Here is a 24,946-nt window from a genome sequence, read left to right as displayed (position 1 = left end):
CGCGTGCCTTTTCTCCCGGTGCGGGCTGAGTCCCTGCAGACCACCTTCTGGAGGATCATCATGACGGACCTGACTGACGACAGGACACCCGGTTTCATCCAGCACGCCGCGGAATCCGTTCGCGACCACCTGGCCGCGTCGGAAACGTTGAGCAGCTTCCTCCAAGGCGCGGGCACCCTGACCCTGGAGGAGCGCCGCCTCATCGTCGATCAGGCTCTCGTCCTGCTGGATCAGAACTACGTCCACCTGCCGCTCAAAACAGCGATGCACGCCGTGAACCCGGTCCAGCGCCTCCGGGTGCTGCGTCGGCGCCTGGAGCGGCAGAAGACGCACACCATGCCCCCGGAGTGGCTGTTCCACGCCGAGATGTCGGAAATCTTCCACTCGGTCAGAGATCTCCACACCAATTACCTGCTCCCCGAGCCCTTTGCGGGCCGCATCGCCTTCCTGCCGTTCCTGGTAGAGCAGTACACGGATGGGCAGGGCCCTCACTTCATGGTCACTCACGTGGCCGAGGGCTTCTCCGCCCCCGGCTTCGCGCCCGGCGTCGAAATCACCCACTGGAGCGGTATCCCCATTTCCGCAGCCGTCGACCTCAACGCGGCGCGGTTCGCCGGCAGCAACGCCCCCGCCCGACGCAGCCGAGGCATCCAGTCGCTCACCGTACGGCCCTTGCGCATCCACCTTCCTCCCTTCGAGGAATGGGTGACCGTCAGCTATGTCGATGAGGGTGGCACACAACGCGAACTGCGCGAGAACTGGCGGATCGTGCAGAACCTGCCTCCCATGGTGGACGCGGACGCGATCAGTACCGCAGCCGTGGCCCAGGGCCTCGATCTCGACGGGGACGAGGCCGGCAGGGCCAAGGTGCTGCTCTTCGCCCCCCGCGTCATCGCTCAGGAGCAGGCCCTCCAGGCCGATGCACCGGCACCCGAACTACGCCGGGGCGAGATCTCCACGTCCATGCCCAAGGTGTTCAAAGCGCAGCAAGTAGAGACGTCCTCCGGGCGGTTCGGCCACATCCGCATCTTCACGTTCGGCGTGGACGACCCGGTGGCGTTCCTCAGGGAGTTCGTCCGCCTCATCGGACAGCTGCCACAGAACGGTCTCATCGTGGATGTGCGGGACAACGGTGGCGGACACATCCACGCCGCCGAGTTCGCCCTGCAGGTCCTCACCCCCCGCCGGATCACCCCGGAGCCGGTGCAGTTCATCAACACCCCGCTCAACCTGCGTATCTGCCGCAGGCACCAGAGCGGTGCCTCCGGCATCGACCTCGGCGCCTGGGTCCCGTCCCTGGAACAGGCGATGGAGACCGGCGCCAACTTCTCGAGTGCCTTCCCCCTCACGCCCGAGGAGGGTGCCAACGCCGTCGGGCAGCAGTACTTCGGGCCCGTGGTTCTCATCACCAACGCACGCTGCTACTCGGCCACCGACATCTTCGCGGCCGGTTTCCAGGACCACCGGATCGGCCCGGTTCTCGGCACCGATGAGAACACCGGCGCCGGCGGTGCCAATGTCTGGACCCACAAACTGCTCTCCGACCTCCTCGCAGGTGACGGCGCCACGCCGTACGTACCGCTGCCGAAGGGATCCGGCATGCGTGTGTCCATCCGGCGCACCCTCCGCGTCGGCGCCCTCTCCGGCACTCCCGTGGAGGATCTGGGCGTCGTGCCCGACGAACTCCACCGGATGACCCGCCGGGACCTCCTGGAGGACAACGCCGATCTCTTCGACCAGGCGGGTCTGCTCCTGAAGGACCGGAAGCCGCACACCGTGTCCGTCACGGACGCCGTATCCGTCAACGGCTCCGTGCAGCTCAAGGTGAAGGCAGCGAACGTCGATCGTGTGGACGTGTACGTCGACCAACGACCGTGCGCCTCGGTCGATCTCACCGACGGCCAAGCCGATGTGACGGTGCCCGCGGCACCTACCGCTCGGGCGGCCCGCCTCGACGGCTTCGAGGCCGGCCAGTTGGTGGCCAGCAAGACGGAACGGATCCCCTGACTCAACGGCACACAATGGCGCCCGGCTCCCCCGCCAAGGCGGTGAGAGTCGGGGCCCGGCATTGTGGACTTCCGCCGGCATCACGGCGTCTGGGATCGACGCGGCCATTTCCTCGGCCGGCCACGAGCTACCAGTTGGGGGGGACGTCCTTACCGAAGCCAAGACCGGCCGGGCGCTTCTCGAAGTGGAGATGGGGGCCGGTGGCATTCCCGGTTCTGCCGACCTCGCCGACTTTCTGGCCCGGCCTCACGGCACCCCGGGTCACCGTCCGCTTGGAGAGGTGGCAGTAGTAGAAGTCGAATCCGCCGGCCCGTAGCACGAGGAAGGTGCCGAAACTTTTGTCCCGTCCGATGCGGGCTATGGTTCCACCGCGCACCGCAACGCAGGGCGTGCCCTTCGGAGCGGCGTAGTCCGCGCCGGTGTGACGGCCCAGTATCCAGTGCCGCCCCCTTTTGTTGTAGGGGGTCGTCACGCCGCGTCCCGGTACGGGAGACGCGACTCGGCCACCTGGGGTCGTGGACGTCGTCGCGGGGACTCGCAGTTTGTCCCAGGAGACCTTACCAGGGATGCCGTTGGCATCCGCGCCCTTGAACTTCAGCTTGCGCTGCCAGGCAGCGTATGAATCCCGATCCGAGTCGGTCCATTCGGGACCAGGACCCGTTTCGTACTTTCCACATCCTTCCGCGACCAGGCGTTTGCCCATCGCGGTGATCACGGGGCTGCGTTGCCCCTTATGAAAGAATGCCGCACCTGGGAAAGGAACCTGCGCGGGCATGTCCTGTCTCCTTTCAGTAGGGGGCCGGATCAAGGTTCGGGTTCGCCTGCTGCACGCGCGAGATGTCACCATACCGGCGCCAGATGTAGTTGATTGCCGCAGCGACGTTCGCCACCGGATCGTAGATCCGGTCGGATGTTCCTGCCTGGTGGTTCTCAGCGAACGTATCCGGTATCACCTGGGCGTAGCCGCGAGAGCAGTTGAGCCTGGCGCCGTCCGATTGGACAGGGCCCGTTGCGTTCACGTCGTTCTGGTTTACCGCATTCGACTGGAAGGACGACTCACGGAACATGAGAGTCAGCAGATTCGCTCCGTTGCCGACCCCCGTCACCCAGGTTCTCGGCGCACCAGTTCTCTCACAGGCCTGCTCGGCAAAGGCGCGGGCCGTGGCCCTGTCGGCGGCCACTCCCGAGTTCTTCGAGAAGCGCACGGAACTCTTGCTGATGGCCCCGGGGTGGCGGCAGTCGACGGTGAACCCGGCTCTCGCACCGAGTTTGGCCAGCGAAGAGCAGCCCGGGAAGCCATCGGCGTCCGATCCGGTCAGTCCCAGCATGCGCTGCCACTCCGCGTAAGCCGATCTCGTCTGGCCACCGAAGAATCCGGTGGCGCCCGCAGGAATGTCTATATCGACTTCCATGAGGGCGGTTTGCACGATTTTGACGTCATCGTTGCGCTTACCGAAACGCACGTTGGAGAGAGCAACCATGATGCCTCCCTCGAATATCGGAGGCCGGTCTTCAGCGGCTATGCACCGCTCGCAGTACCCATAGCCCCAATTTCACTATGCACCTGCCGCGATGCACGTGCAAGCGCATCAACGCGCACCACGAGTTCATGTACCGGACGATGAATGAGTATCAGGTCTTCGTGGACTGACGAGAGGTGCTGGTCGATTCTGAAAAGGAGATCATCCAGCGCGTTTCGCTCACTCCTTCGCAGAGGTCTTGTCCATGCCTCTTTGCACGGTCAACGAAAGCAGCAGAATGCGCTGGCAGGGAGGTGACTCTGCCCGGCGGAGCGGCTGATACTCCAGCCGCAGATCGTGATCTCCAGGTCTGATTCGCGGCTCGTCGGCGGTAATGGCTGGCCCGGGCTCGGGCCTGATGGCGGCGTCGCCAGACGGCGGGCGTGTTCGTCAGCGCGGACGACCCCGATCCTCCCGGCCGTGCCGGTGTACTGGAGCTGGACACCCCCGGTGTGCGTGCCCTTCTTCACGTCCCCGGTCTCATCGACGACCAGCCCGCATCGTCGTCGTGCAGATGTTCCAGCACGTACTCGCGCACGTCATCGCGCACCGTCTCGGCATCCCACTTGGCCCGGCCGAGCAGGTGCTGCATTCAGCCCCAGCACCAAGTCCCGCACCCGACGCCGGGGTTCAATCCACGCGAACCGGCCCGCCATCCGGGACTTCAGGACCTCGAACGCCTCCTGCCAGCGCAAGGTCTACGCTGTGACTCGCGGCCACCGCATGATCTTCAGTCTTCACACACCGATGATCAACGGTGGCCGTCGCCGTCTCGTGCCAGGAGGACACATGCAACGCGGTGAAGTCTGGTGGGCCGACTTCGATGAGCGACGCCCGGTCGTGCTGCTCTCGGACGAGGAGTCATCCGGGTTTCAGGCGATGCAGGTCGTTGCGCCGGCGGGCGTCGACATCAGCGGACTGGGCGTTGAAGTGGCCGTAGGAGCCCCGGAAGGACTGCCCTTCGAAGGCGTGCTGCGGTTCGCGTTCCCGCGTCCAGGCTTTACTCCATGTACATGGCTGACCACCGTGGCCCGGGACGACCTGATCGAGCGGGCGGGCGTGTTGTCCTCCGTGAAGCTCAGCGAGGTTGGAGAAGCCCTCCGCGCCGCTGGAGAAAGGAGGGAGTGGACCCCGATGGCGGCTGCCAGGATCAGCGAGATCAAAGATGCCCGCCGTCTCGAAGGACTCGAGTAGCGGACGCCTGTGCTGCCCAGCTCGATCTCGTCGACGACTGACCGCTGCCCTCTCTCCTCGTGGACTGCTGCGTCTGCGGAAATCGCCAGCGGCCCCGTACGGGAACTTCTGTCGGGCCCCGGGCATTTGGCTCACCCTGCCCGGGGCCCGGGAGGTATCACCGATCACCATCCCTGCGCATCCACGCTGATGGGCTCACGGGCAGTTGACAGCCGTGTCCCCGGGATCGCGGTTGCACGTGTCGATGGCCAGGCCGCCGTCGAGTGAGTCGTTCACCGGGACTCCGTCGACGGCCTCGAGGGTGTCGATGCCTTCCTGACCGTTGTGGCTGTCGTTGCCGCTGCCTCCTCTGAGGGTGTCATTGCCGGTGTTTCCGTTCAGGGTGTCGTTGCCCTCGTTGCCGTTCAGAGTGTCGTTGCCGGCGTTGCCGTTGATCGTGTCGTTGCCGCCCAATCCCGACAGTGTGTCGTTGCCCGGGCCGCCGTTGATGGTGTCGTTGCCCGGCGTCGCCGCTTTGATGCCGGGGGCCACGTCGTCGCCGAAGAGCCGGTCCGCCCTGGGGCCTCCGTTGAGGCGGTCGTCACCGTCGCCGCCGAAGACTGTCGAGGGCGTCTCCACGTTCGCCGAGACGGTGATCTGGTCGTCGCTGTCCTGAGCGGTGATGCGGATCGAGGTCCCGGGCAGCGGACATGTCGCCGAGTTCTCCGACCGCACCTGGCACGGCCCCACAGCCGACACCGTGTCCCCGGTGTCCGACAACACGAGGATGTCTCCCTGCCGCCGGACGGTGATGTCGTTCGCAACACCCGTGCTCGCGGTGATGATGACACTGTCGTCCGAGAACGACACGACCGTCGTGTCCGCAAGCCGGCCCGCTCCGGTGTAGCCCGGTTCGGCCCAGGCCGATGAGCCGGCCAGTGCCAGGCCAACGAGTGCAGTGACGCACAATGTGGCCCGCGCGCGCCTGGTTTTCGTCATCACGTGCTCCCTGTCGTCCCGTCGGATGGGGGTGCGCAAAGTTCACTCACGGCCGCAGGCCGTCAGGGGCAACCCGTGACGGAGTCGCCGACGTCGTAGCGACACCTGTCGGTTCCTGCGCCACCGTCGGCGTAGTCGTTGCCGCTTATCTCGTCGACCACGTCGACGATGTCTCTGCCGTTTCCTCCGTCGACGTAGTCGGACCCTTCCCCGGTGACGATCTGGTCGGCACCGCTGCCTCCGTCGATGACATCGTTGCCGGCACCGGAGCCGATGATGTCCGCGCCATCACGTCCCTCGACGGAGTCGTTGCCGGAGCCGCCGGTGATCCGGTCCGTACCTGATCCACCGATCAGCGTGTCGTTCCCGCTCCCGCCCGACAACGAGTCGGCGCCTTCCTCCCCTTCGAGGGTGTCGTTGGCTCCTCCGCCGACGAGGGTGTCGTCGCCCCCACCGCCCATCAGGGTGACCCCGAGCCCGCTGAGGGACGACGTGACGCTGTCGTTCTGATCGCCGGCGGCGACCACCAGCTCGGTCGTGGTCGCGGCACCGGGGCACAGAGCCTCGTTGGCGCTGACAGCGGTGCAACCGCCGGACGCAGCGATGTGGTCGCCGGTGTCCCTGATCCTGATACCGTCACCGACCTGCCATACGGAGATCGTGTTGCCGTATCCCACACCCGCGGTGACGGTCACGGTGGTGCCGGTCCTGTTGACGAGCGTGGTGGCCAACACCTTGGCCGGTGGCGCTTCGCTGACGGCGGCGCCGGCGACACCACTGAGGTGGAGTGCCAAGCCGCAGGCTGCTGTCATAAGTGCAGTGGCCCGCAGAGTCCTTCTGACCATGCTTGCTCCTGAGGAAGTGGAGACCGTTCGGTGACTCGCTTCCGTGCTGTGCAGTGCCGGGGAACCCGGATGAGAGGCTCGGCAGTGTCTGCTCGTCGTGGTACCGGTGCGGTGACGCGCACTCCCCCGCCGCTCTCGTCGGCGCAGGCTCGTCCCGCGGCCGGGTTGCGGACACAGAGCGCAGTGCCAGGTGTGACGGAGCACGCCGCTGAGCACTGCGAGCATGCCGTGCCGTCGAGCCTTCTTGTAGCGTCTTTAACGCCAATCCCGGTGGGGTTCCACCAGAGGTGACGCAGGGACGACGCGGGTGCTCACCCCTTGCGCGACGCGAAGCACCGTGCGGAAACGCGCTCCGTTCCGCATGTGGCGGAATCGTGCGCGAGAGCGCTGTGCCGTCCCACCGCGTCGGTCGCCTGTCGGCGCGTTCGATCAGGGCCTCGCGCAGGTTGGGGTGTCCCGCTCGGTCAGCAGCTCGAGCATCGCCTGGTCAGCTCGCGCGGGTGCCCGTCCCGTGGGGCACAACGAGCCGAACACATGTGCGGTCGGGGCGCCCGTGGTCGGCGGCGGACGCCGGTGGCTCTCGGCCCGGCAGTACCGCGTGTCGTTGACGGCGAAGGACACCCCGGCCGGTGAATCCGTCAGGCAGACGGCTCCGGCGGAATGCGCGATCCGTGTGGAGGGGGCAATGTCGTCCAGAGCTGAGGAGCGGCCATGGAACGTGGAGCCCACGCGGGGCTGACGGGCAGAGCGCGCCCGCGTCCTGCCAGGTCATCGGACGACGCACGGGTCGACGCGCTGCTCGGCCGCGCCGCCGGAGGTGATGAGGAGGCGTTCGCCAGGCTGTACGACGCCGTGGCGCACTCCGTCATGGGACTGGCTTGCCGGGTGCTGAGGGACGAGGCCCAGGCGGAGGAGGTGACCCAGGACGTGATGGTGGAGGTGTGGCGCACCGCCGGCCGGTACCGTCCGGAGCGCGGAACCGCCCGGAACTGGGTGCTCACCCTCGCCCACCGACGCGCCGTGGACCGGGTGCGGTCGGTCGCCGCGGGCCGGGCCCGCGAGCAGCGCGTCGGGACGCTGGAGCAGGAGCGGTCCTTCGACGCGGTGGTCGAGGAGGTCGAGGAGCGCGAGGAAAGGCGTCTGCTCTTCCGCTGCATCTCGCGGCTCGACGCCGAGCTGCGGCTGCCGCTGGTGCTGGCCTACTACGAGGGCCTGACCTACGCGGAGGTAGCGGATTCCCTGTCCGTCCCGGCGGGAACCATCAAGTCAAGGATGCGTCAGGGGCTGCAACGCCTCCACAAGTGTCTGGACGCCGAATCGTGAACCACACCGACGCCCACGTCGATGTCGGCGCGTACGTGCTGCACGCGCTGCCGGCCGATGAGGAAGCCGCCTTCGAGAACCACCTGGCCGGCTGTCCCGAGTGCAGGCGTGAGGCCGACCAGTTGTCGACAGCGGCCAACCGGCTGGTCGTGGCCGAGGTCCGCGCGCCGTCCGCGGACGTGCGCCGCAGGGTGCTCGACCAGATCGCCACCGTACGCCAGGACCGCGCCGTCGCGGTCCTGTCCCGGCGTCATCGCCGTCGCCGACGCCTGCTGCGGCTGGCGCTGGCGGCGTCCCTGGCGGCGGCGGTGGCCCTCGGTGGTGTCGCCTGGTGGCAGCACTCCGAGGCCGACGCCGCCCGGGAGCAGGCCACCGACGCGCGGGCGGAGACCCGGGTGCTCACCGGAGTCCTGACCGCCCCGGACGCCACGGTCAGCACCGAGGAACTGCCCGGCGGCGCGACGGCGAGCGTGATCGCGTCCCGGTCGGAGGGCACAGCGGCGCTCGTCGCCGTGGACCTGCCACCGCTCTCCGGCGGCCGGGTCTACGAGCTCTGGTACGCCGAAGCGGGACAGTACCGGCCCGCCGGACTGCTGCACGCCGTGAACGGCCGTCAGACCCAGGTCCTGGACGGACCGATGGAGGGGGCCACCGCCGTCTGCATCACCGTGGAACCCGCCGGCGGTTCCGCTCGGCCGACCACCGACCCGCTGGCCTACATCTCCCTGCCCGAGTGAACCGCCGTCACGGCTCGGCGACGGCGACGGCGGCGGCGTAGGCCTCTCCGGCCGCGACGTCGGCGACCACCCAGCCCGGCACCGGGCAGGGCGCGCCCACCGTGGTGCCCAGTCGGTCGAGGCGCAGGTCCCGTCCGAGCCCGGTGCCCCGGCCTTTGAGATACGCCTCCTTGCGGGTCCACGCCCGGGCGAAGGCCGCGGGGCGCTCGTCCGGCGGACAGGCGGCCAACTCGGCCCGTTCCCGGGGATGCAGGGTCGCCGTCAGGTCGGTGACGGTCTCGGCGGCGGGCAGCCGCTCGACGTCCGCGCCCACCGCCGTGCCGGCGAAGGCCAGCAGGCACAGACCCCCGCTGCGCGAGACGGAGAAGCAGACGTCGGCACCGGGGACGGCCGGACGCCCGTGCGGGGCCCCGCACACGGGGCACGGCAGGCGGACGAACGGCACGTCGGAGGGGTCGACGCCGAGGCAGGCACCGAGGAGCAGCCGCAGTCCCACGTGGGTGACCCGGTAGGCCTCCTGGTCCGCCGCCCGGCGGTAGGCCGCGGCTCTCTCCCGTTCGGCGCCGTCCAGCACCGACTCGGCGAGCGGGGCGACGACCGCGCTCAGGTCCGCCACACGGGCCAGCCACAGCCGGGGGGCCTGTCCCGGCACCGGCGGTTCCCAGGGGCCGGCCCAGGCGGCGGGTCGGAGGGGCTCGGGGCGCAGCGGTCCGCGGCGCGATGGGCGGGGGCGGCGAGCCGTGGCGCCCGGCTCCCCGGGCCGGCGCCCGGTGCGTGGTCGGTTGTCCATCGTGGGCCGCCTTCCGGCGACGGCGTGTCCGGTCGCGGCGTCAGCGGATCCTGCCCCCCGCCGCGTTCGTGGGGCGGTCACCCGCCACGTCGCCGAGCGCGTCGCTGCCGTAGAGGGCCTGGACCCAGTTGGCCTGGTAGATCGTGTCGAGGTAGCGCTCGCCGAGGTCGGGGGCGATCGCCACCGGCGTGAGGCCACGCCAGCCGTTGCGGGCCAGCCAGGTCATCGCGCCGCTGACCACGGTGCCGGTCGACCCGCCGAACAGGAAGCCCCGTCGCGCGAGTTTCCGGCAGGTACGGATGGCGTCGGCCTCCTCGACGCGCACCGCCTCGTCTACGTACGCCTCGTCCAGCAGGGGCGGCCGGACGCTCATGCCCAGGCCGGGGATCATCCGGCGGCCCGGCGGATTGCCGAAGATCGCGGAGCCGACGCTGTCCACGGCCACGATCCGCACCGGCCGGTCCCAGGTCCGGAACCAGCGCGCGCACCCCATCAGCGTGCCGGTGGTACCGACACCGATGAACAGCACGTCCAGGCGCGGGAAGGACCGGGCGATGGCGGGGGCGGTCCGGAAGTAGTGCGCCCGCCAGTTGTCGGGGTTGTGGTACTGGCTCAGCCACACGTACCGGTGGTCGGCGGCGCACAGGCCGCGCAGGTACGCCAGCCGCGCCCCGAGCAGACCGCCCGCGGCGTGCTCGTCGGAGACGACGTGCACCTGGCCGCCCAGCGCCTCCATCATCAGTCGCGTGGCGAGATTGCAGCGGGAGTCCGTCACGCACACGAAGCGGTAGCCCCTGCTCGCGGCGATCATGCTGAGGGCCACGCCGAGGTTGCCCGAGGAGGACTCCACCAGGATCGAGTCCGGGGTCAGCACCCCGCGCCGCTCGGCCGACTCCACCATCTCGGTGGCGGCCTTCAGTTTGATCGAGCCTGCGAAGTTGAAGCCCTCGCACTTGAGGAAGAGCCGCTGCCCGGTCATCGGCTCGAGGTCGACGTACAGGTCCTCCTCGTTGAACTCCTGGGGAACGGTGATGACTGGCACGATGATCTCCTCGTCGGTGCCGGGGACGCCGGACGGCGGCGGTGGGTGACCGCCTCAGCCATACCGGCGCGTTTCATGGAAGAAGTTGTCGATGACGTGCAGGTCGCCGGACCGGGTCACCTGGTCGTAGACGTACTTGCCGACGGCGAGGTCGAGCACCCCCAGGCCGAACGGTGAGAACACCACGGTCCGGTCGGCGGGCACCGTCACCCGGCCCGCCAGTACGTCGTCGAGCGTGCCGTGCACGAAGTCGCGGTTGCCGGTGAGACGCGCGGTGAGGTCCGGTGAGGTGTCGGCCCGCAGGCAGTGGTCGACGTCGTCCACGATGTTGGTGGCGGCGAGCAGTACCCGGGGGTCGAGGTCGCGCAGGGACACGTGCAGCACGACCGGGTTGTGGTCGAACCACGACGGCTCGGTGATGTGCGGCCGGGCGGCGACGGTGGCGAAGACGATCAGATCGCTGTGGCGGATCAGCTCCTCGGCGTCGGCATGGACGGCGATGTGTCCGGCATCCCCGGAGCGCTCCAGGTACGTGCGGAAGCCCGCCGCGCTGTCGGCGGACACGTCGTGCACCCCGACGCTGTCGAACGACCAGCCGGTGCCGGTCAGATAGGTGTGGATGTACCGGGCGATCAGGCCGGCCCCGACGAACCCCAGCCGGGTGGGGCGCGAGCGCCCCCTGCTGAGCCGGTCGGCCGCCGCGGCGGCGGACGCCGCGGTCCTGGCGGCGCTGATGATGGAGCTCTCCAGGCAGGCGAAGGGGTAGCCGGTGCCGGGGTCGTTGAGGATCAGCACGGCCGACGCCCGGGGGATCCCCGACGCCACGTTCCCCGGGAAGCTGGAGATCCACTTCATCCCGTCCACCCGGTTCTCGGTGCTCTCGTCGCCGAGCGAGGCCGGCAGGGCGATGATCCGCGAGGACGGTCGGTCGGGGAAGCGCAGGAAGGAGGACGGCGGGTTGACCGTGCGGCCGGACCCGTGCATCCGGTAGGTCGCCTCCACCACGTCGACCACGGCTTTCTCCCGGCCCTGGAGGACTTCCTTGACCTGGGCGCCGGGAATGACGGCGAACGGCGGCACGGCCGGGGCGTCCGCGTGGGCGGCTTCGTCGGGGGCGGTGTGCACCGTGGTCATGGCGTTGCCCTCCCGTTCGGCGGTTCCCCGGGCAGGTCGAGACGTACGGGGTCGGCCATGGCCACCACCACCTCGCGCGGCCCCTCGTACGCCTCCCGGCTGTGCGCGGTCGCGATGTTGTCCACCAGCATCAGGTCCCCCGCGCGCCAGGGCCTGCGTACGGTGTGCGCCTCGTAGACCTTGTTGATCTGCTCGACGACGTCCCGGGGCACCGGATCTCCGTTGCCGTAGCGGGTGTTGAAGGGCAGGCCGTCGGGGCCGTACTCCTCGATCAGGAACTCCCGCACCTCCGGTGCCATCGTCCACTCGTTGAGGAACGCGATCTGGTTGAACCAGCAGCGCCGGCCGGAGACCGGATGCCGTACGACCGCCCTGCGGTGCTGCCGGGTGCGCAGCGAGCCGTCCGGCTGCCAGGCGAAGTCGATGGCGTGGGCGCGGCAGTACGCCTCGACGGCGGCGCGGTCGTCGCTGCCGAACGACTGGGCCGGCGTGGCGCCGACCTCGCCGTTGTAGGTCCGGGTGAGCAGCCAGCCCTCCCGTTCGAACCGGTCGACGAGTCCGGCCGGGAGTTCCTCGAGCACGGCGGCGGAGTCGGCCACGGCGGTGGCACCGCCCGCGTCGGGAGGCACGAGGCACGCGAACAGCAGCAGGGCAGGGCTCTCGATGGCGTAACTCAGCTCGTGGTGCATGCACATGGGCTGATGGGGCGGCCACGCCGACGACGAGTAGACGCCGTCCGCGTGCGGGGTGCGCTCGGCGAACGCCTCCCGCTCGGTCACCGGGCGGTCGGCCACCCGCTGCAGGACCGACGCGACGTCGGCCGGGGTGCGCAGGGCGAGTCCCCGTACGGTGAGGGCACCGTGCTCGGTGACCAGGCGGCGCAGGGTGTCCCGCCGGTCGGCCACCCAGGCCGCCGGATCGGCTACGCCCTCGGTCTCCCACACCGGCGGGTCGTCCGTCAGCTGGGGCACGGTGGCGCCGGTGGGCGCGGCCGGTCCGGCCGGGGCGGGGTGCCTGCGGAACAGTGCGGACAGCATGTGGTGCTCCTCTCGTGTTCCTCGGTGCGATCTCTCACGGCTCGCCCGGTGGCGCGGACGGTGTCCTGGACGGTCGTACGGCCTCGGACTGCCGGCTGGTCCTGGCGTCGACCAGCTGGGCCAGGTCGGACAGCACCGGACGGGCGGTGAGCTCGCGCAGGGAGATCACCCGGTCCAGCGCCATCACGAGGCGTACTGCCGACAGCGAGGTGCCGCCCAGGTCGAAGAAGTCGTCTTCCCGGCCGATCAGTTCGGGCGCCATGCCCAGTTCCCTCGCCCATGCCGCGACGAGTCGGCGTTCGGTCGGTGTCCGCGGGGCTCCCGGGGGCTCCTCGACGGAACCCGGCTGCTCGGCCGGACCGGGTTCCTGCGCGGCGGAGCCGGGTTTCCCGGCGGAGGTCAGCTCCTCCGCCAGCGCCGACAGGGCCTTGGTGTCGGTCTTGCCGTTGGCGGTCAGCGGCAGCCGCCGTAGCCGGTGGAAAGACGCGGGGACCATGTACGCGGGCAGCAGCTCCCCCAGCCGCCGACGCAGGGTCTCGGCGGTCAGGGAGTCCGCGCCGGTGTAGAAGGCGGCCAGTTGACGGCCCTGATCGTCGCCGCCGGTCGTCACCACCGCGCCGTCACGGACGCCGGGCACCCGCAGCAGAGTGTTCTCCACCTCGCCGATCTCGATGCGGAACCCGCGGATCTTCACCTGCGCGTCCCGGCGGCCCAGGTACTCGAGCTTCCCGTCCGGCAGCCACCGGCCGAAGTCACCGCCGCGGTACATCCGTTCGCCCGGCCGGTACGGGTCGGCCAGGTAGGCCTGCCGGGTGCGCTCGGGGTCGTTCACGTACCCGCGGCCGACGCAGACGCCGGAGAACACGATGGCGCCGGGGGCACCGAGCGGCACCGGCACCAGGTTGTCGTCGACGACGTGGACGCGCACGTTGCGCACCGGCCGGCCGAGCGGGACCCGGCCGGGCGCCGGTGCCCGGTCCATGACCTCGTGGTTGGTGTCGTCGGACGTCTCGGTCAGCCCGTAGGCGTTGACCAGCCGGACCCCGGGTCCGGTGCTGAACCACCGCTGGGCCAGCTCCCGCTTCAGTGCCTCTCCGGTGACCGACACACACCGCAGGTCCGGGAGGTCGCGGGGGGAACGTTCCAGGGCGGACAGGATGACGTCGAGGTACGACGGCACCACCTGGAGCACGTTGACCCGTCCGGCGGCGATCGTGTCCAGGAACCGGTCGGCGTCGAGCACCGCGTCCTGCCCGACCAGCAGCGTCCGGCCCCCGGTCAGCAGGCCGGCGAGCAGTTGCCACAGCGAGATGTCGAAGCACTGCGATGCGGTCTGCGCGACGACGGTGCCCTCGCCGATGCCCAGGTCGTCGATCTTGGCGTGGAGATGGTTGAGCAGGCCCGCGTGCTCGCACATCGCGCCCTTGGGCTCGCCGGTGGAACCGGAGGTGAAGAAGACGTACGCGAGGCGGTCCGCCGGGATCGCGAGGCCCAGGTCGGATCCGTCGGTGTCCTCGCCGGCGAGGGCCGGGGCGAGCAGCCGGCGGGTGCCGGGCAGCGAGTCGAGCGCCCGGTCCAGGTTCGTGGTACTGCCCGGTTCGGTGAGGACGAAGGCACAGCCGGCGCGGGCGAGCATCCGCGTCATGCGGGCGGGCGGGTAGTGCGGATCGACCGGCAGGTACGCGCCGCCCGCCTTGAACACGGCCATGACGCACGCCGTCCAGTCGAGGTCGCGTTCGGTCACCACGGCGACCGTGTCCTCGGGGCGCAGGCCCGCGGTCAGCAGGGCACGCGCCAGCCGGTTGGCCCGTGTATTCAGCTCCGCGTAGGTCCACCGCCGGTCGCCGTGGACCACGGCGACGGCGTCCGGGTGCCGGCGCACCCGGTCCTCGAACAGCTCGTGGCAGCGGCGGTCCGGCAGCTCGCGATGCGGCCCGACCAGTTCCTCCAGCTGGAACCGCAGTTCGCCCGGGGACAACAGCGTGCACCGGTGGTGCTCGGCGTCGGGGTCGGCGGCGATCATCTCCAGTGCGGCGAGGTGGTACCCGGCGATCCGGGCGGCGCAGTCCGCGTCCAGTACGTCGGTCCGGTGCCGCAGGCGCAGCACGGGACGGCCGTCCACGTCGCTCGCCGCGACGACGAGCACGGTGGTGTCCGCGGGCAGCGCCGCCTCGTCGACGGTGAGATCGAAGACCACGTCGGGACCCGGCCCGAGCGGTGCGGGTGCCAGGCCGGGCGGCACCGTCCGGGCGGCCGGGGAGGCGAGCGTTCTCGCCTCGGCGTCCCTGGCCGCCCGCGCCAGTCCGCGCCAGGTGCCGGGCTCGGCCGTCAGCTCCAGCGGCAGCGGCCCGGTGCCGGCCGGGGACCGGTAGCCGGTGCGGACCGCCGGGTCGCCGGAGAGCACCGCGAGCACCTTCGCGTGCGCGGCCAGGAGCAACGCGGTGTAGGGCACGCCGAGTTCGCGGGCCCTCCGGTGCAGGGCCGCCACGAGGCTGCCGGGGAGCGGAGCGATGTGCTCCGCGGTACCCGGGACGGGGACGCGCGCCCAGCGGGGTACGGCCGTGAAGCCGGCCTCGGCGGTGGTGTCGTGCCGGGAGACCCGGCCGTCGGCAGTGGCTGCCGTCGTCGCCATCACGCACCTCCGCGGTGGTCGGGTGGGTCATGCAGCGCGGGTCGGCCGGCGTCGGGTCCGGCCCGGAGCGCGGGCTGAGCGGCGTCGGGCGGGGGCCGGTGCCCCGGGAGCCTGTCGTCGGGTTCGGGCCGGGGGTGTCCGCCGCCGGGTACGGGGCGGGCGGGATTTCCCGCCCAGCGGGTGTGCTCGGTGACCGACTCGCCCTTCATCAGGAAGCAGTCCGCCGCCAGCTCCGCGCCGTCGCCGACCGTGACGCCGTAGTGGACGAACGATCCGACGCCGAGCGTGCAGCCGGCGCCGATCGCGATGCGGTCCGACTTGAAGGTGCCGTCCTCCTGCGAGTGGCACTGCAGGACGCTGCCCGCGTTGAGCGTGCAGCCGTCCCCGACGGCTGCCATCGGGCGTTCGGTCACGCTGCACCCGTCGTCGAAGACCCGGGCGCCGATCCGGACGCCCAGCAGACGCCAGACCGCGCCCTTGAACGGTGTGCCGTCGAGGATGTGCAGATACGTCTCCGCCGGTACCTTCCAGTACCGCTCGCGGCGCCAGAAGCGCCGGTCGTAGATCGAGCAGAACAGCGGCTGCGGCGGGCGCAGCGCGGTGACCACCCGCTCGACCAGGACGAAGTACAGGATCGTGAACGGCAGTACGACGACGTTGGCCAGCGCCAGCGCCACCGTGCCCCACCGGGGGTACTGGCTCGCGGCGGACGACATGAGCAGCGCGACGCAGAAGAAGTAGAGCCAGCCCGAGAAGAGGTACCACGCCATGGTCACGGCGTTGTGCCGGTTCTTGGCCGCGAGGAGGCGCCGCAGTGTGTCCCCCTCCTTGAGGGCGTCGAAGGTGCTGTCCCGCAGGACGGACCGGGGGATCTCGAAGCAGGGCGAGCCGAGGAGCCCGACGTCGTGCCGGAGCGGACCGTCGACGGGGACCATCACCTTGGTCGCCAGCAGACAGTTGTCGCCGGTCCGGCCGCGCGAGGGGTACGCGATCCGGTTGCCGAGGAAGTTGCGGGCGCCGACGGCGGTGCGGGACACGCGGAAGGAGGTGCTGGAGTAGTCGGCGTTCATCAGGGAGAGGCCGTCCGCGACCATGGTGCCGGTGCCGATCGTGCTGAGGAACGGGCTCTCGTGCTTGACCTGGGTGCCGAAGTTGGAGCCGGTCTGCTCCACGGGGGTCAGCCGGTAACCGATCCAGCGCAGGTAGTGGACGATGCAGGAGCTGTCGCCGAACAGCCGGGTGAGAGACCGGCGGTTGGTCAGCAGCATGATCCCCCGGTGCACGGCGTGGTGGAAGCCGAAGAGCGGGTAGACACGGTCCGGGACGAGGAACGCGCCGAGCAGGCGGGGGACGGTGGCGAGGACGACGAGGAGGGCGAGCAGACCGCCGAAGAAGGTCACGGCCGTGACCACCAGGACACCGACGTAGAGCACCGAGCCGGCGGTCGGCTGTCCGCCCACGCCCGTCTCCTCCAGCATCCTGGAGAGCAGCAGGTCCAGGCAGCCGACCCCCAGGGGCACGTACACGAGCACGATCGTGAGCAGCAGCAGGGCGCCGTGGCAGGCGCGCCGCAGAGTGCCGCAGTGGGCGGGTGCCACCGGCTGGAAGTCGGCGTTCGTCGGCTGGGCCGGTGACCCGTGCCAGTGCTCGCCGTCCGGGACCGTCTGACCGGTGTGCAGCGAGGACGCGTGGCCGAGCTGGGCTCCGTCGCCGATCCGGGTACCGATGTCCAGCACCGTTGCCTCACTGACCACGGCGTCCCGGCCGAGGGTGACGGGACCGGTCTCGATCACGCCGGCGCGGGCGTGGTAGCAGTTGATCAGCGAGTCCTTGCGGACCACCGTGCCGGCGCCGATCGTCAGCAGGTCGGTGCAGACGGGCGCGCTGCGCGACAGGACGGTCACGCCCCGCCCGATCCGCGCTCCCAGCGCCCTGAGGTAGAGCGGGTACAGCGGCGAGCCGGTGAACAGCACGAGCGGACTCGTCCGGATCAGCGTCTTGACCAGCCAGAACCGTACGTAGGTCAGGCTCCAGACGGGAAACCTCCGCACCGTCCACCGCCCGATGAGCAGCCACTTGGCGACCACCGGCAGGGTGCACAGTACGGCGAACAGCGCGGCACCGAAGACGACGGACCTCAGGTAGGCGTCGAGCAGGCCCTCCGCGGCGGAGATCCAGTCGTAGCCACGGGCGGCGACGACGGCGACGAGGAAGGCGTAGCCGAGGAAGCCCAGGAGTTGCAGCACCCCGCACAGCACGTAGTGGGGCCGGCCGCGGACCGGGGGCGCCGGGGCGGAGGTCCGCGCCCCGGACGTGTCGGCTGCCGAGGACGGCTCCGCGGCCTCGGCCGGCTCGGCCTGCTCCGGCGCCGGTCGCTCAGGAGCCGGGGGTGCCTGGTCCACCAGGGCGGCCGTCAGATCGGCGAGGGTGGGATTGCGGTAGACGTCGCGCATCGACACCGAGGGCAGGTCGGGGTGCCTCCTGACCCGTGCGCAGAAGTGCGCCATGACCAAGGAGTCGGCCCCCAGGTCGTTGAAGAAGTGGCTGTCGACGGGCACCTCGTCCACGTGGGCGACGTCCGCGAGCAGCCCGGCCAGTGTCCGTGCCGTGTCGGGAGCGGTGGTGCCCGTGCGGCCGTCGGGAGGGCATGGGTGGTCCGCCAGGCCTTGGTCCGCCGCCTGGAGCCGCTGTCCCGTCATGAGCACTCCCTCGGGTGCCGCGCTGCACGCTCCTCTCCTGTGGGGTATTCGTTGCCGGGATGGCGCGGTATGAGATTCCGGGCGGAATTCTCACGTAGTGGTCGGCGGTCTCATCAGGTGACCGATGTCGCGGTGCACGCACTGCCCGAGGCCGGACTCGACGACCGCCGTCACGGCCTTCGGGGGAGGCGTCAGCGTGCCGTTCGGCGCGCGGCGTTCTCTCGCCACTCCCGGCCGATCGATCGCAGGAGGGCCGGATACACACCCAGGTACCGGAAGGGTTTGATGCCGAGCATGTACAGAGAACCGAAGCGGCCGTTGGGCTTGACCAGGACGGCCATCTGGCCGCGGTGACCGCCGTTCCCGTCCGGGACCCAGCCGATGTGCATCACGCCGTGCATGGTCTTGTTGGCGTACTCGGCGGCCCACTCGTCGTGTGTCTGGAAGACCGATGTGAAGGGCACCGTGCTGAGGTCGGGCCCCCGCGGCCCTTCGCGCAGGTCGTCCGGCAGCCTGTCGCGCAGCGATGCCACCCGGCCGCCGACACCCGAGTCCGGCTTGTCCCAGCCGAGCAGCGCGCCGAGCTTCCAGCGCACCGCGAAGAGGAAGCGGCCCACGGGGTTGCCGCCGTCCGGACCACCCTTGCCGTTCGCCATCTGCTGGACCAAGTGGTGCAGGTCGTCCGGGCCGCCCGGAGTCGGCAGCGCCCACAGGTCCTCGAGTCGGAAGTCGCCGGCGATCTCGTGGATCCGCCACGGGCGGGACATGTGGTCGGTTGCGGGAAGACGCAGATCACTCATGACGGATCCCTTCCATACGGTGCCGTACAGATCGAGCGTAGACCCATCTATACGGCTCCGTATACTTGGCGGGAACATGTATGTGCGACACAGCGTGGGCGCGATACCGGGCCCGGCGCGACGAAGGCGTCGCACGCTGTCTCCGCCGGGCCGACGACCGGCGCATCGATTGTCTGCTCCGGCTCTGCGGAGCCTTCTGCCCCGACGAGGGCGACGTCGAGGCACCGCTGCCTGATCACCTCCGCATCGGCGACCACGTCATCGCAACCGCGCAGAACTGCTCCGTCGTTTGCCGGTCAGCCGGGCTGCCGCACCGGCTCCGGTGCCTCCAGTCGCGCGTACGCCGCCCAGTCCACGATCTGCACCGCCGCGCCGGCTGCCTCCTGCCCCCGGCAGTGAGCGTGGTGCCTGCGGGCGATGCCGTCCAGGTCGAGGTGGGAGCCGAAGGCGGGGTGCGCCGCCAGCCGTCGTGCGTACGCCCACACACGGGGGTGGTCGGTGATCCGGTGCACCGCGGCGGCGTCCAGGTGGTGGCGGTGGACGGTGTCCAACTGGACCAGCGACACCCACAACTTCACGTCGCCGACGGTGAGTTCGCCGCCCAGGACATGCTCCCGGGAGGCGAGCCGCCACTCCAGCACGTCCAGCGTGCGCAGCAGGGTGACCAGCGCGGTGTCGCGTGCCGCCGGGTCGCCACCGGACTGCCCGGCACGCTGGGCGGCCTCGGTGATGCCCTGCTCGCAGAGCCGGCCTACGGCCGCGATCGCCTCGTCGGCACCGCGCGGGTGGAGATCGGGACCGTGACCGGCGAACTGCCGGGCCAGGTCGCGCAGGATGTCGGGGGTGTGCGTGCTGACGATCCGCCCGGTCCAGTTGTCGCTGAGGACCGGCGCCACGGCCGGACCGGTGTGCTGGTGCGAGCTGGCCTCGTACAGCGGACGCAACGCCTGGTGTCCGCCGCCGGGTGCGTCGGGCGCGGCGGGCAGCAGCGTCACCGGCAGGGTGTCGTCGAGGCCGAGCAAGCTGTGTGTGACGGCGATCTGCAGACAGTGCGGACAGGACAGCGAGAGGTGGAGCCGGTAGCGATGCGGCGCGGCGTAGTAGCCGCTGCGCGCGTCACAGCCGATCCTGCTCCGGAAGGACGGCACGGCGGTCGGGGATGTGGCGGACATGCGTCTCCCTGGGTGCTCGGTCACAGGCATGCGGGCATACGGCGGCAACGGCACGTGGCGGCTTCGGCACGGGCCGGGGCGGCTGTACTTGAACGGGAGGGTCAGGTGTGAACGGGGGCTGGGCCGGCGTGAGAACTTGCCGCACTGCACACACGCACGAAGTCGATGTGGCGGCGGGACGTCAGCAGGAGCAGCGGGCGGACGGCGGTACGGACCAGGTCACTGACGGGTTCCAGCGCAGCACGGCCCATGATTCCCTACCAGTTCACTAGGATTCCTGTAGTGGAGTGTCGGGCCCCGTACTGGCCGCGTCAAGAGGGCCGGTCATGCCGGTCGACGTCTCACGGCGGTCGGTGGGCCCTCCCGCCGCCTCGGCGAAGTCCACCCGGAACAGGTGGCGACCGCTGGGCCCCGCCGCACGGCTGTCGTGGCGGCCAGTGCCGGTCCGGTGCCCGGCGGCACCGTCTCCGTCAGCACGGAGCGCTCGCCGACCCCGACGCCGGCGTCCGCGCCGCCGCACTCGGCGTCCTGCGTGCCGTGCGCCTCGGTGACACCGGGCTGCTCGCGGTCTCCCTGACCAGGCACCCTGCCGCCGAGGATGCCCCGGCGGCCCTGGCCACGGTGACGACGGACCCGGAAGCGGACGTCAGGGCAGCCTGTGCGGCCCGGGCACTGTGAGCGAACCGCTGCGACGGAGACGACAGCTCCGGAGCGCGGGCAGCGACGTGGGCCTCACGTGGGTCATCGCCGGCCGCCGGCGTCCGCGAAGGGGATCTGAGCGACGGGCGGTGCGGCCGTCGCACCGCGGAACGGATGGCTCCACAGCCCGCGCGCCCGAAGCCGTGGCAGGACACCCTCGCCGAACCAGTACGCCTCCTCCAGGTGCGGGTAGCCGGAGAGCACGAACTCGTCGATGCCGAGGGAGTGGTACTCGTTGATGCGCTCGGCGACCTCTTCATGGCTGCCGACCAGTGCGGTACCCGCGCCGCCGCGGACCAGGCCGATGCCGGCCCACAGGTTGGGGTGGATCTCCAGACGGTCGCGGCCGCCACCGTGCAGGGCGAGCATCCGCTGCTGCCCCTCGGACTCGCTGCGGGCGAGCCCGGCCTGAACCGTCCGCACGGTCTCCGGGTCGAAGCCCTCCAGGAGACGGTTCGCCTCCGCCCAGGCCTGCTCGGTGGTGTCGCGGGTGATGACGTGCAGCCGGATCCCGAAGCGCAGGGTGCGGCCCTCCTTGGCCGCCAGCCCTCGGATCCAGGCGATCTTCTCGGCGACCGCGGCCGGCGGTTCGCCCCATGTGAGATACACGTCGACGTGCTTCGCCGCGACCTCCCCGGCGATGGGCGAGGACCCACCGAAGTACACCTCCGGCACCGGGGCGGGCAGCCGGGCCAGCTTCGCCTCCTCGACCCGGAGGTGCTCACCCTCCAGGTCGACGTTCTTCCCCTGCCACAACCCCCGGACGATCTCCAGGAACTCGCCGGTCCGGCGATAGCGTGCATCCTTGTCGAGGAAGTCGCCGTAAGCCCTCTGCTCGTGGCTCTCGCCGCCCGTGACCACGTTGAGCAGCAGCCGTCCGCCGGTCTGCCGCTGGAAGGTGGAGGCCATCTGCGCGGCCAGCGTCGGCGAGACGAACCCTGGGCGGAAGGCGACGAGGAACTTCAGGCGCTCGGTGTTCTGGCTGACCATGGCGGTGGTCAGCCATGCGTCCTCGCACCAGGCGCCGGTGGGAGTGAGCGCGCCGGCGAAGCCGAGGTCCTCGGCGGCGCGGGCGATCTGGCTCAGGTACGCGACCGTCGGCGGTCGGTCGCGGCCGGACTCCGTGGCGGGGGTGCCGTGGCCGCCGCCGACGACGTGGCGGCTGTCGCCGTTGGTGGGCAGGAACCAGTGGAAGGTGAGGGACACGCGGGGTCTCCGATCGGGATCAAGCGTTACAGCAGGCCGTGCCGCGGTGGCTGGGTGCCGTTCAGCACGTAGCGGCCGATGTGCTGGACCTTCCAGCGGGCCGGGTCATGCAGGGTGTGGGTGCGGGCATCACGCCAATGGCGGTGCAGGCCCAGGGAGTCGAGCGCGGATCGTGTGCCGGCCACCTCGAAGAGGGCACTGCCGACCTCCAGGGCCGCCTCCGCCGCCGTCACCTTGGCGGCAGCTACCGCGATCGACGCGTCCGCGGCGGAGTCGTCGGTCAGGTGGGCGCGGGCCGCGTCCACGGACCTGGCCGCGGTGGCGAGCAGCGCGTCGGCGGCCCGGACGCGGATCGCCAGTTCACCGAACCGCTGGATCAGCAGGGGATCCTCGGCGGCGGTCGGGTGGCCTTCGTCGACGCTCTCGAACCAGGGGCGGCTCTTGGTGCGGACGAACTCCACGGCCTCGCCCAGTGCCCCTGCTGCGAGCCCGGCATCGATGGCGGTGTGCAGCAACTGGGCTACGGCTCCATGGAGTTGGGGGCCTCGGAAGGTGAGGTGGTGCGGCACGACGCGGTCGGCCGGGACGGGCACCGACTCCAGGCGGACGGTTCCGCTGGCGGTGGTGCGCTGACCCATGCCGTCCCAGTCGTCCACGACCGTGAGGCCGGGCGCGTCGCGGGGCACGTAGGCCACGTGCAGGTTGTCGTCGTCGGCGCGGGCGAGGACGGGGATCCAGTCGGCGAACAGGGCGCCGGTGGAGTAGTGCTTGACACCGTCGAGGACGTACGACCCGTCGGGGCGCCGCGCGAGCCGCGTACGGATGTCCTGCACATGACTGGTGCCCGCCTCGGACTGGGCGTTGCCGAACCGCTTGCCGGCCAGCACCTCGCCGAAGAAGAACTCCTTCTGCGCCTGTGTCCCCTGCCGGCGGAGAACATGGACATACACGAAGTGGCTCTGCGGGATCTGGGCGAGGCTGGCGTCGGCGGAGGCCAGCAGCCGGAAGATCTGCGCGAGTGTGTCCGTACGGACGTCCGCACCGCCGAACTCGGCGGGCACCGTCACCCCGAGCAGTCCGGACGCGGACAGCCGCGCCAGCTCGGCGTGCGGGAGCCGGCGGTGCGCGTCCCGCTCGGCGGCGTCCTTGCGGAAGTCGGCGGCCAGTTCGGCGGCGACCGCGAGGGCCTCGGCGTCGCCGGCGAGCACCGTCGCGGCGCTCATCCGGCGGCCGCCAGCAGGGTCGGGTGGCCACCGAGAGCGAGCGAGAACTGGTCGGTGACCTGGGCCAGGGCCTCGGCGGGGCCCGGCGCGACGGTCAGGGTGCCGTCGTCGGCCACGGTGATGTCCTTGTCGAGGGTGAACCAGCCGGGCGTGATGTGGGCGGGGCCCATGGAGTTGAGCACGGGGCGCAGGGCGTAGTCGATGGCCAGGACGTGGGCGGTGGTGCCGCCGGTGGCCAGCGGGAGGACGGTCTTGCCCGCGAGTGCGTACTGCGGGAGGAGGTCCAGCAGGGACTTCAGCAGGCCGGAGTAGGCGGCCTTGTAGACGGGGGTGCCGATCACGATCCCGTCCGCGCGCTCGAACTGGGCGGTGGCCTCGACGATCGCCGGGTGGGCGAAGTCGGCGTGCAGCAGGGCGGCCGGCGGGAGCGTACGGACGTCGAACGGGATCACCTCGTGCCCCTGGCCCCTGAGCCGGTCGTCGAGGTGGCGCAGCAGCCGGGCGGTGCGGGAGGTCGCGGAGGGGCTTCCGGAGACGGACAGGACGGTGGCCATGCGAGGACCTTTCAGGAGTGCCGGGTGGGCTGCGGGTGTGTGCCGGTGGCGGTCAGGCGTGGGCGGTGACGGGCTCGGACTCGGTTTCCTGCGCCTCCAGTTCACGGACCAGGGGCAGAACCCGCTTGCCGAAGTACTCGACCTCCTCCAGGTAGTGCAGGAAGCCGAGGAGGAAGAGGTCGACGCCGAGCCGCTTGTAGGCGACGATCCGCTCGGCGATCTGCTCTGGGGTGCCGATCAGGCCCGTACGGAAACCGTCGTTGTACTGGACGAGGTCCTCGAAGGCGGAGTCCTGCCACATGCCCTTGCCGTCGGCGGTGGACTGCCCGGCCTGCTGGACGGCGTCGCGGAAGCCGTGCACGGCCCGGGTGTCGGCCTTGGCGACGATCTCGCGGAGGGTGTCGCGGGCCTCGGCCTCGGTGTCGCGGGCGATGAGGAAGCCGTTGAGGCCGAACCTCGGCGGCGTACGGCCCGCTTGGGCGGCGGAGGCGCGCACGTCGGTGATCTGCTCGGTGACGCCGTCGAAGTCCTTGCCGTTGGAGAAGTACCAGTCGGAGACGCGGCCCGCCATGGCGCGGGCGGCGGTGGAGTTGCCGCCCTGGAAGATCTCCGGGTGGGGGCGCTCGGGGGTGTTGAGCGGCTTGGGCTTGAGGGAGAAGTCGCGCAACCGGTAGAAGTCACCGGCGAGTTCGGCATGGTCCTCGGTCCAGACCCGGCGCAGGGCGCGGATGAACTCCTCGGAGCGGCGGTAGCGCTCGTCGTGCTCCAGCCAGGGCTCGCCGAGGGCGGTGAACTCGCCCTTGAACCAGCCGCTGACGACGTTGACGGCGAAGCGGCCGTTCGACAGGTGGTCGGCGGTGGCGCCGAGCTTGGCGAGGACGCCCGGGTGCCACAGGCCGGGGTGGACGGCGGCGATGACCTTCAGGCGCTGGGTGGCGAGCAGCAGGGCGAGGCTGAAGCTGGTGGACTCGTGCTGGTACTCGGCGCCGTAGCTGGCCATGTAGCGGACCTGGCTCAGGGCATAGTCGAAGCCGTTGTTCTCGGCCAGTACGGCCAGTTCGCGGTTGTAGTCGTAGCTCCAGTCGGTGCGCTGCTCGATGGTGCTGGTGACCAGGCCGCCGCTGACGTTCGGCACCCAGTAGGCGAAGCGGACGGGGTCGGGTCCGGGCGGTACGGGCATGGGGAACTCCTGGCATGACTGCGCACACGAAAAAGGCGCGTGCGCGACAGGGAAACGTGTTCAGGGATCCGGATTCAGACGTGCGGGGACGACGTTTCCGGGACGGCCGAAATCACCAGGGAAACGACCGGAAGTGGAATTCAGGAAGGGGGTGTCGGCGCGGGTTCGAGGGTT

Annotated in this window: 19 protein-coding genes and 3 pseudogenes; 4 read left to right on the top strand and 18 right to left on the bottom strand. The window is 70.6% G+C overall.

The features are described from left to right. Positions 1 to 60: 60 nt before the first annotated feature. Positions 61 to 2,007 (top strand): S41 family peptidase, encoded by a 1,947-nt coding sequence (locus tag AB0412_RS11050; protein WP_366402231.1) that lies wholly within the window; start codon positions 61 to 63, stop codon positions 2,005 to 2,007. 127 nt (positions 2,008 to 2,134) lie between these two features. Here AB0412_RS11050 and AB0412_RS11045 read toward each other — a convergent pair. The 4 genes and pseudogenes from AB0412_RS11045 to AB0412_RS11030 all read right to left on the bottom strand — a co-directional run. Beyond that, positions 2,135 to 2,422: pseudogene (locus AB0412_RS11045) on the bottom strand (M23 family metallopeptidase); the annotation flags it as partial. A gap of 108 nt (positions 2,423 to 2,530) precedes the next feature. Then, positions 2,531 to 2,767: pseudogene (locus tag AB0412_RS11040) on the bottom strand (peptidoglycan-binding protein); the annotation flags it as partial. Between the two features lie 28 nt (positions 2,768 to 2,795). Continuing rightward, on the bottom strand, positions 2,796 to 3,488 hold the full coding sequence (locus AB0412_RS11035; protein WP_366402230.1) for a transglycosylase SLT domain-containing protein: 693 nt from the start codon (positions 3,486 to 3,488) through the stop codon (positions 2,796 to 2,798). A gap of 446 nt (positions 3,489 to 3,934) precedes the next feature. Then, positions 3,935 to 4,183 (bottom strand): annotated as a pseudogene (locus tag AB0412_RS11030) (transposase); the annotation flags it as partial. A 133-nt stretch (positions 4,184 to 4,316) separates the two neighbouring features. On the opposite strand from AB0412_RS11030, the gene AB0412_RS11025 reads away from it, so the two are divergent. After that, positions 4,317 to 4,721 carry a type II toxin-antitoxin system PemK/MazF family toxin gene (locus tag AB0412_RS11025; RefSeq protein WP_366402229.1) on the top strand — a complete coding sequence of 135 codons (405 nt, stop codon included), beginning with the start codon at positions 4,317 to 4,319 and terminating at the stop codon, positions 4,719 to 4,721. Positions 4,722 to 4,916: 195 nt separating this feature from the next. Here AB0412_RS11025 and AB0412_RS11020 read toward each other — a convergent pair whose 3' ends face one another. Together AB0412_RS11020 and AB0412_RS11015 are read right to left on the bottom strand one after the other, a co-directional pair. Then, entirely contained in the window at positions 4,917 to 5,699 is a 783-nt protein-coding gene (locus tag AB0412_RS11020; protein WP_366402228.1) for a calcium-binding protein, read from the bottom strand. 62 nt (positions 5,700 to 5,761) lie between these two features. After that, positions 5,762 to 6,544: a hypothetical protein gene (locus AB0412_RS11015; RefSeq protein ID WP_366402227.1), complete on the bottom strand. Its 783-nt coding sequence runs from the start codon at positions 6,542 to 6,544 to the stop codon at positions 5,762 to 5,764. A gap of 711 nt (positions 6,545 to 7,255) precedes the next feature. Here AB0412_RS11015 and sigK point away from each other — a divergent pair. Both sigK and AB0412_RS11005 read left to right on the top strand, forming a co-directional pair. Continuing rightward, complete coding sequence (sigK, locus tag AB0412_RS11010; protein WP_366402226.1) at positions 7,256 to 7,867, top strand: ECF RNA polymerase sigma factor SigK; 612 nt, start codon at positions 7,256 to 7,258, stop codon at positions 7,865 to 7,867. Next, on the top strand, positions 7,864 to 8,604 hold the full coding sequence (locus AB0412_RS11005) for an anti-sigma factor (protein WP_366402225.1): 741 nt from the start codon (positions 7,864 to 7,866) through the stop codon (positions 8,602 to 8,604). Before sigK ends, AB0412_RS11005 begins: the two co-directional genes overlap by 4 nt. A gap of 7 nt (positions 8,605 to 8,611) precedes the next feature. Here the strand turns inward: AB0412_RS11005 and AB0412_RS11000 are convergent, their stop codons facing one another. The 12 genes from AB0412_RS11000 to sfnG all read right to left on the bottom strand — a co-directional run bounded on the left by AB0412_RS11000 (position 8,612) and on the right by sfnG (position 24,772). Then, entirely contained in the window at positions 8,612 to 9,256 is a 645-nt protein-coding gene (locus AB0412_RS11000; protein WP_366402224.1) for a 4'-phosphopantetheinyl transferase superfamily protein, read from the bottom strand. Between the two features lie 178 nt (positions 9,257 to 9,434). Next, positions 9,435 to 10,436, bottom strand: a complete 1,002-nt coding sequence (gene sbnA / locus AB0412_RS10995) for a 2,3-diaminopropionate biosynthesis protein SbnA (RefSeq protein ID WP_366402223.1) — start codon at positions 10,434 to 10,436, stop codon at positions 9,435 to 9,437. Positions 10,437 to 10,490: 54 nt separating this feature from the next. After that, the gene (gene sbnB / locus AB0412_RS10990) at positions 10,491 to 11,570 is read right to left on the bottom strand and encodes a 2,3-diaminopropionate biosynthesis protein SbnB (protein WP_366402222.1); all 1,080 of its coding nucleotides are present in this window, start codon (positions 11,568 to 11,570) and stop codon (positions 10,491 to 10,493) included. Continuing rightward, on the bottom strand, positions 11,567 to 12,607 hold the full coding sequence (locus AB0412_RS10985) for a TauD/TfdA family dioxygenase (protein WP_366402221.1): 1,041 nt from the start codon (positions 12,605 to 12,607) through the stop codon (positions 11,567 to 11,569). Before AB0412_RS10985 ends, sbnB begins: the two co-directional genes overlap by 4 nt. Before the next feature lie 34 nt (positions 12,608 to 12,641). Continuing rightward, positions 12,642 to 15,239 (bottom strand): amino acid adenylation domain-containing protein, encoded by a 2,598-nt coding sequence (locus AB0412_RS10980; RefSeq protein ID WP_366402220.1) that lies wholly within the window; start codon positions 15,237 to 15,239, stop codon positions 12,642 to 12,644. Further along, positions 15,239 to 17,938, bottom strand: coding sequence for a Pls/PosA family non-ribosomal peptide synthetase (locus AB0412_RS10975; RefSeq protein ID WP_366402219.1), 2,700 nt, complete (start codon positions 17,936 to 17,938; stop codon positions 15,239 to 15,241). The genes AB0412_RS10980 and AB0412_RS10975 overlap by 1 nt, the downstream gene beginning before the upstream one ends. A gap of 191 nt (positions 17,939 to 18,129) precedes the next feature. Next, complete coding sequence (locus tag AB0412_RS10970; protein ID WP_366402218.1) at positions 18,130 to 18,738, bottom strand: DUF2867 domain-containing protein; 609 nt, start codon at positions 18,736 to 18,738, stop codon at positions 18,130 to 18,132. 296 nt (positions 18,739 to 19,034) lie between these two features. Continuing rightward, positions 19,035 to 19,910 (bottom strand): glutathione S-transferase C-terminal domain-containing protein, encoded by an 876-nt coding sequence (locus AB0412_RS10965; RefSeq protein WP_366402217.1) that lies wholly within the window; start codon positions 19,908 to 19,910, stop codon positions 19,035 to 19,037. Positions 19,911 to 20,651: 741 nt separating this feature from the next. Beyond that, the gene (locus tag AB0412_RS10960; protein ID WP_366402216.1) at positions 20,652 to 21,815 is read right to left on the bottom strand and encodes an LLM class flavin-dependent oxidoreductase; all 1,164 of its coding nucleotides are present in this window, start codon (positions 21,813 to 21,815) and stop codon (positions 20,652 to 20,654) included. A gap of 26 nt (positions 21,816 to 21,841) precedes the next feature. After that, a complete protein-coding gene (locus tag AB0412_RS10955) occupies positions 21,842 to 23,038 on the bottom strand; it encodes an SfnB family sulfur acquisition oxidoreductase (RefSeq protein ID WP_366402215.1) in 1,197 nt (398 codons plus the stop codon). Continuing rightward, positions 23,035 to 23,592, bottom strand: coding sequence for an NADPH-dependent FMN reductase (ssuE, locus tag AB0412_RS10950; RefSeq protein ID WP_366402214.1), 558 nt, complete (start codon positions 23,590 to 23,592; stop codon positions 23,035 to 23,037). The genes AB0412_RS10955 and ssuE overlap by 4 nt, the downstream gene beginning before the upstream one ends. Before the next feature lie 52 nt (positions 23,593 to 23,644). After that, the gene (sfnG, locus tag AB0412_RS10945; protein ID WP_366402213.1) at positions 23,645 to 24,772 is read right to left on the bottom strand and encodes a dimethylsulfone monooxygenase SfnG; all 1,128 of its coding nucleotides are present in this window, start codon (positions 24,770 to 24,772) and stop codon (positions 23,645 to 23,647) included. Positions 24,773 to 24,946 lie beyond the last annotated feature (174 nt).

Origin of the sequence: Streptomyces sp. NPDC052012 (assembly GCF_040689265.1) — a bacterium.
In the GTDB taxonomy this organism is placed as follows: Bacteria; Actinomycetota; Actinomycetes; order Streptomycetales; family Streptomycetaceae; genus Streptomyces.
This window is presented reverse-complemented; position numbering and strand designations above follow the sequence as displayed.

Excerpts from the sequence above, each read along its gene's own strand:
- AB0412_RS11035 (WP_366402230.1), bottom strand. The coding sequence starts at position 3,488 with ATGGTTGCTCTCTCCAACGTGCGTTTCGGTAAGCGCAACGATGACGTC.
- sbnB (WP_366402222.1), bottom strand. The coding sequence starts at position 11,570 with ATGACCACGGTGCACACCGCCCCCGACGAAGCCGCCCACGCGGACGCC.
- sigK (WP_366402226.1), top strand. The coding sequence starts at position 7,256 with ATGGAACGTGGAGCCCACGCGGGGCTGACGGGCAGAGCGCGCCCGCGT.
- AB0412_RS10980 (WP_366402220.1), bottom strand. The coding sequence starts at position 15,239 with ATGGCGACGACGGCAGCCACTGCCGACGGCCGGGTCTCCCGGCACGAC.
- AB0412_RS10955 (WP_366402215.1), bottom strand. The coding sequence starts at position 23,038 with ATGAGCGCCGCGACGGTGCTCGCCGGCGACGCCGAGGCCCTCGCGGTC.
- sfnG (WP_366402213.1), bottom strand. The coding sequence starts at position 24,772 with ATGCCCGTACCGCCCGGACCCGACCCCGTCCGCTTCGCCTACTGGGTG.
- AB0412_RS11050 (WP_366402231.1), top strand. The coding sequence starts at position 61 with ATGACGGACCTGACTGACGACAGGACACCCGGTTTCATCCAGCACGCC.
- AB0412_RS11020 (WP_366402228.1), bottom strand. The coding sequence starts at position 5,699 with ATGACGAAAACCAGGCGCGCGCGGGCCACATTGTGCGTCACTGCACTC.
- AB0412_RS10975 (WP_366402219.1), bottom strand. The coding sequence starts at position 17,938 with ATGACGGGACAGCGGCTCCAGGCGGCGGACCAAGGCCTGGCGGACCAC.
- AB0412_RS11015 (WP_366402227.1), bottom strand. The coding sequence starts at position 6,544 with ATGGTCAGAAGGACTCTGCGGGCCACTGCACTTATGACAGCAGCCTGC.
- AB0412_RS10965 (WP_366402217.1), bottom strand. The coding sequence starts at position 19,910 with ATGTCCGCCACATCCCCGACCGCCGTGCCGTCCTTCCGGAGCAGGATC.
- AB0412_RS10970 (WP_366402218.1), bottom strand. The coding sequence starts at position 18,738 with ATGAGTGATCTGCGTCTTCCCGCAACCGACCACATGTCCCGCCCGTGG.
- ssuE (WP_366402214.1), bottom strand. The coding sequence starts at position 23,592 with ATGGCCACCGTCCTGTCCGTCTCCGGAAGCCCCTCCGCGACCTCCCGC.
- AB0412_RS11025 (WP_366402229.1), top strand. The coding sequence starts at position 4,317 with ATGCAACGCGGTGAAGTCTGGTGGGCCGACTTCGATGAGCGACGCCCG.
- AB0412_RS10985 (WP_366402221.1), bottom strand. The coding sequence starts at position 12,607 with ATGCTGTCCGCACTGTTCCGCAGGCACCCCGCCCCGGCCGGACCGGCC.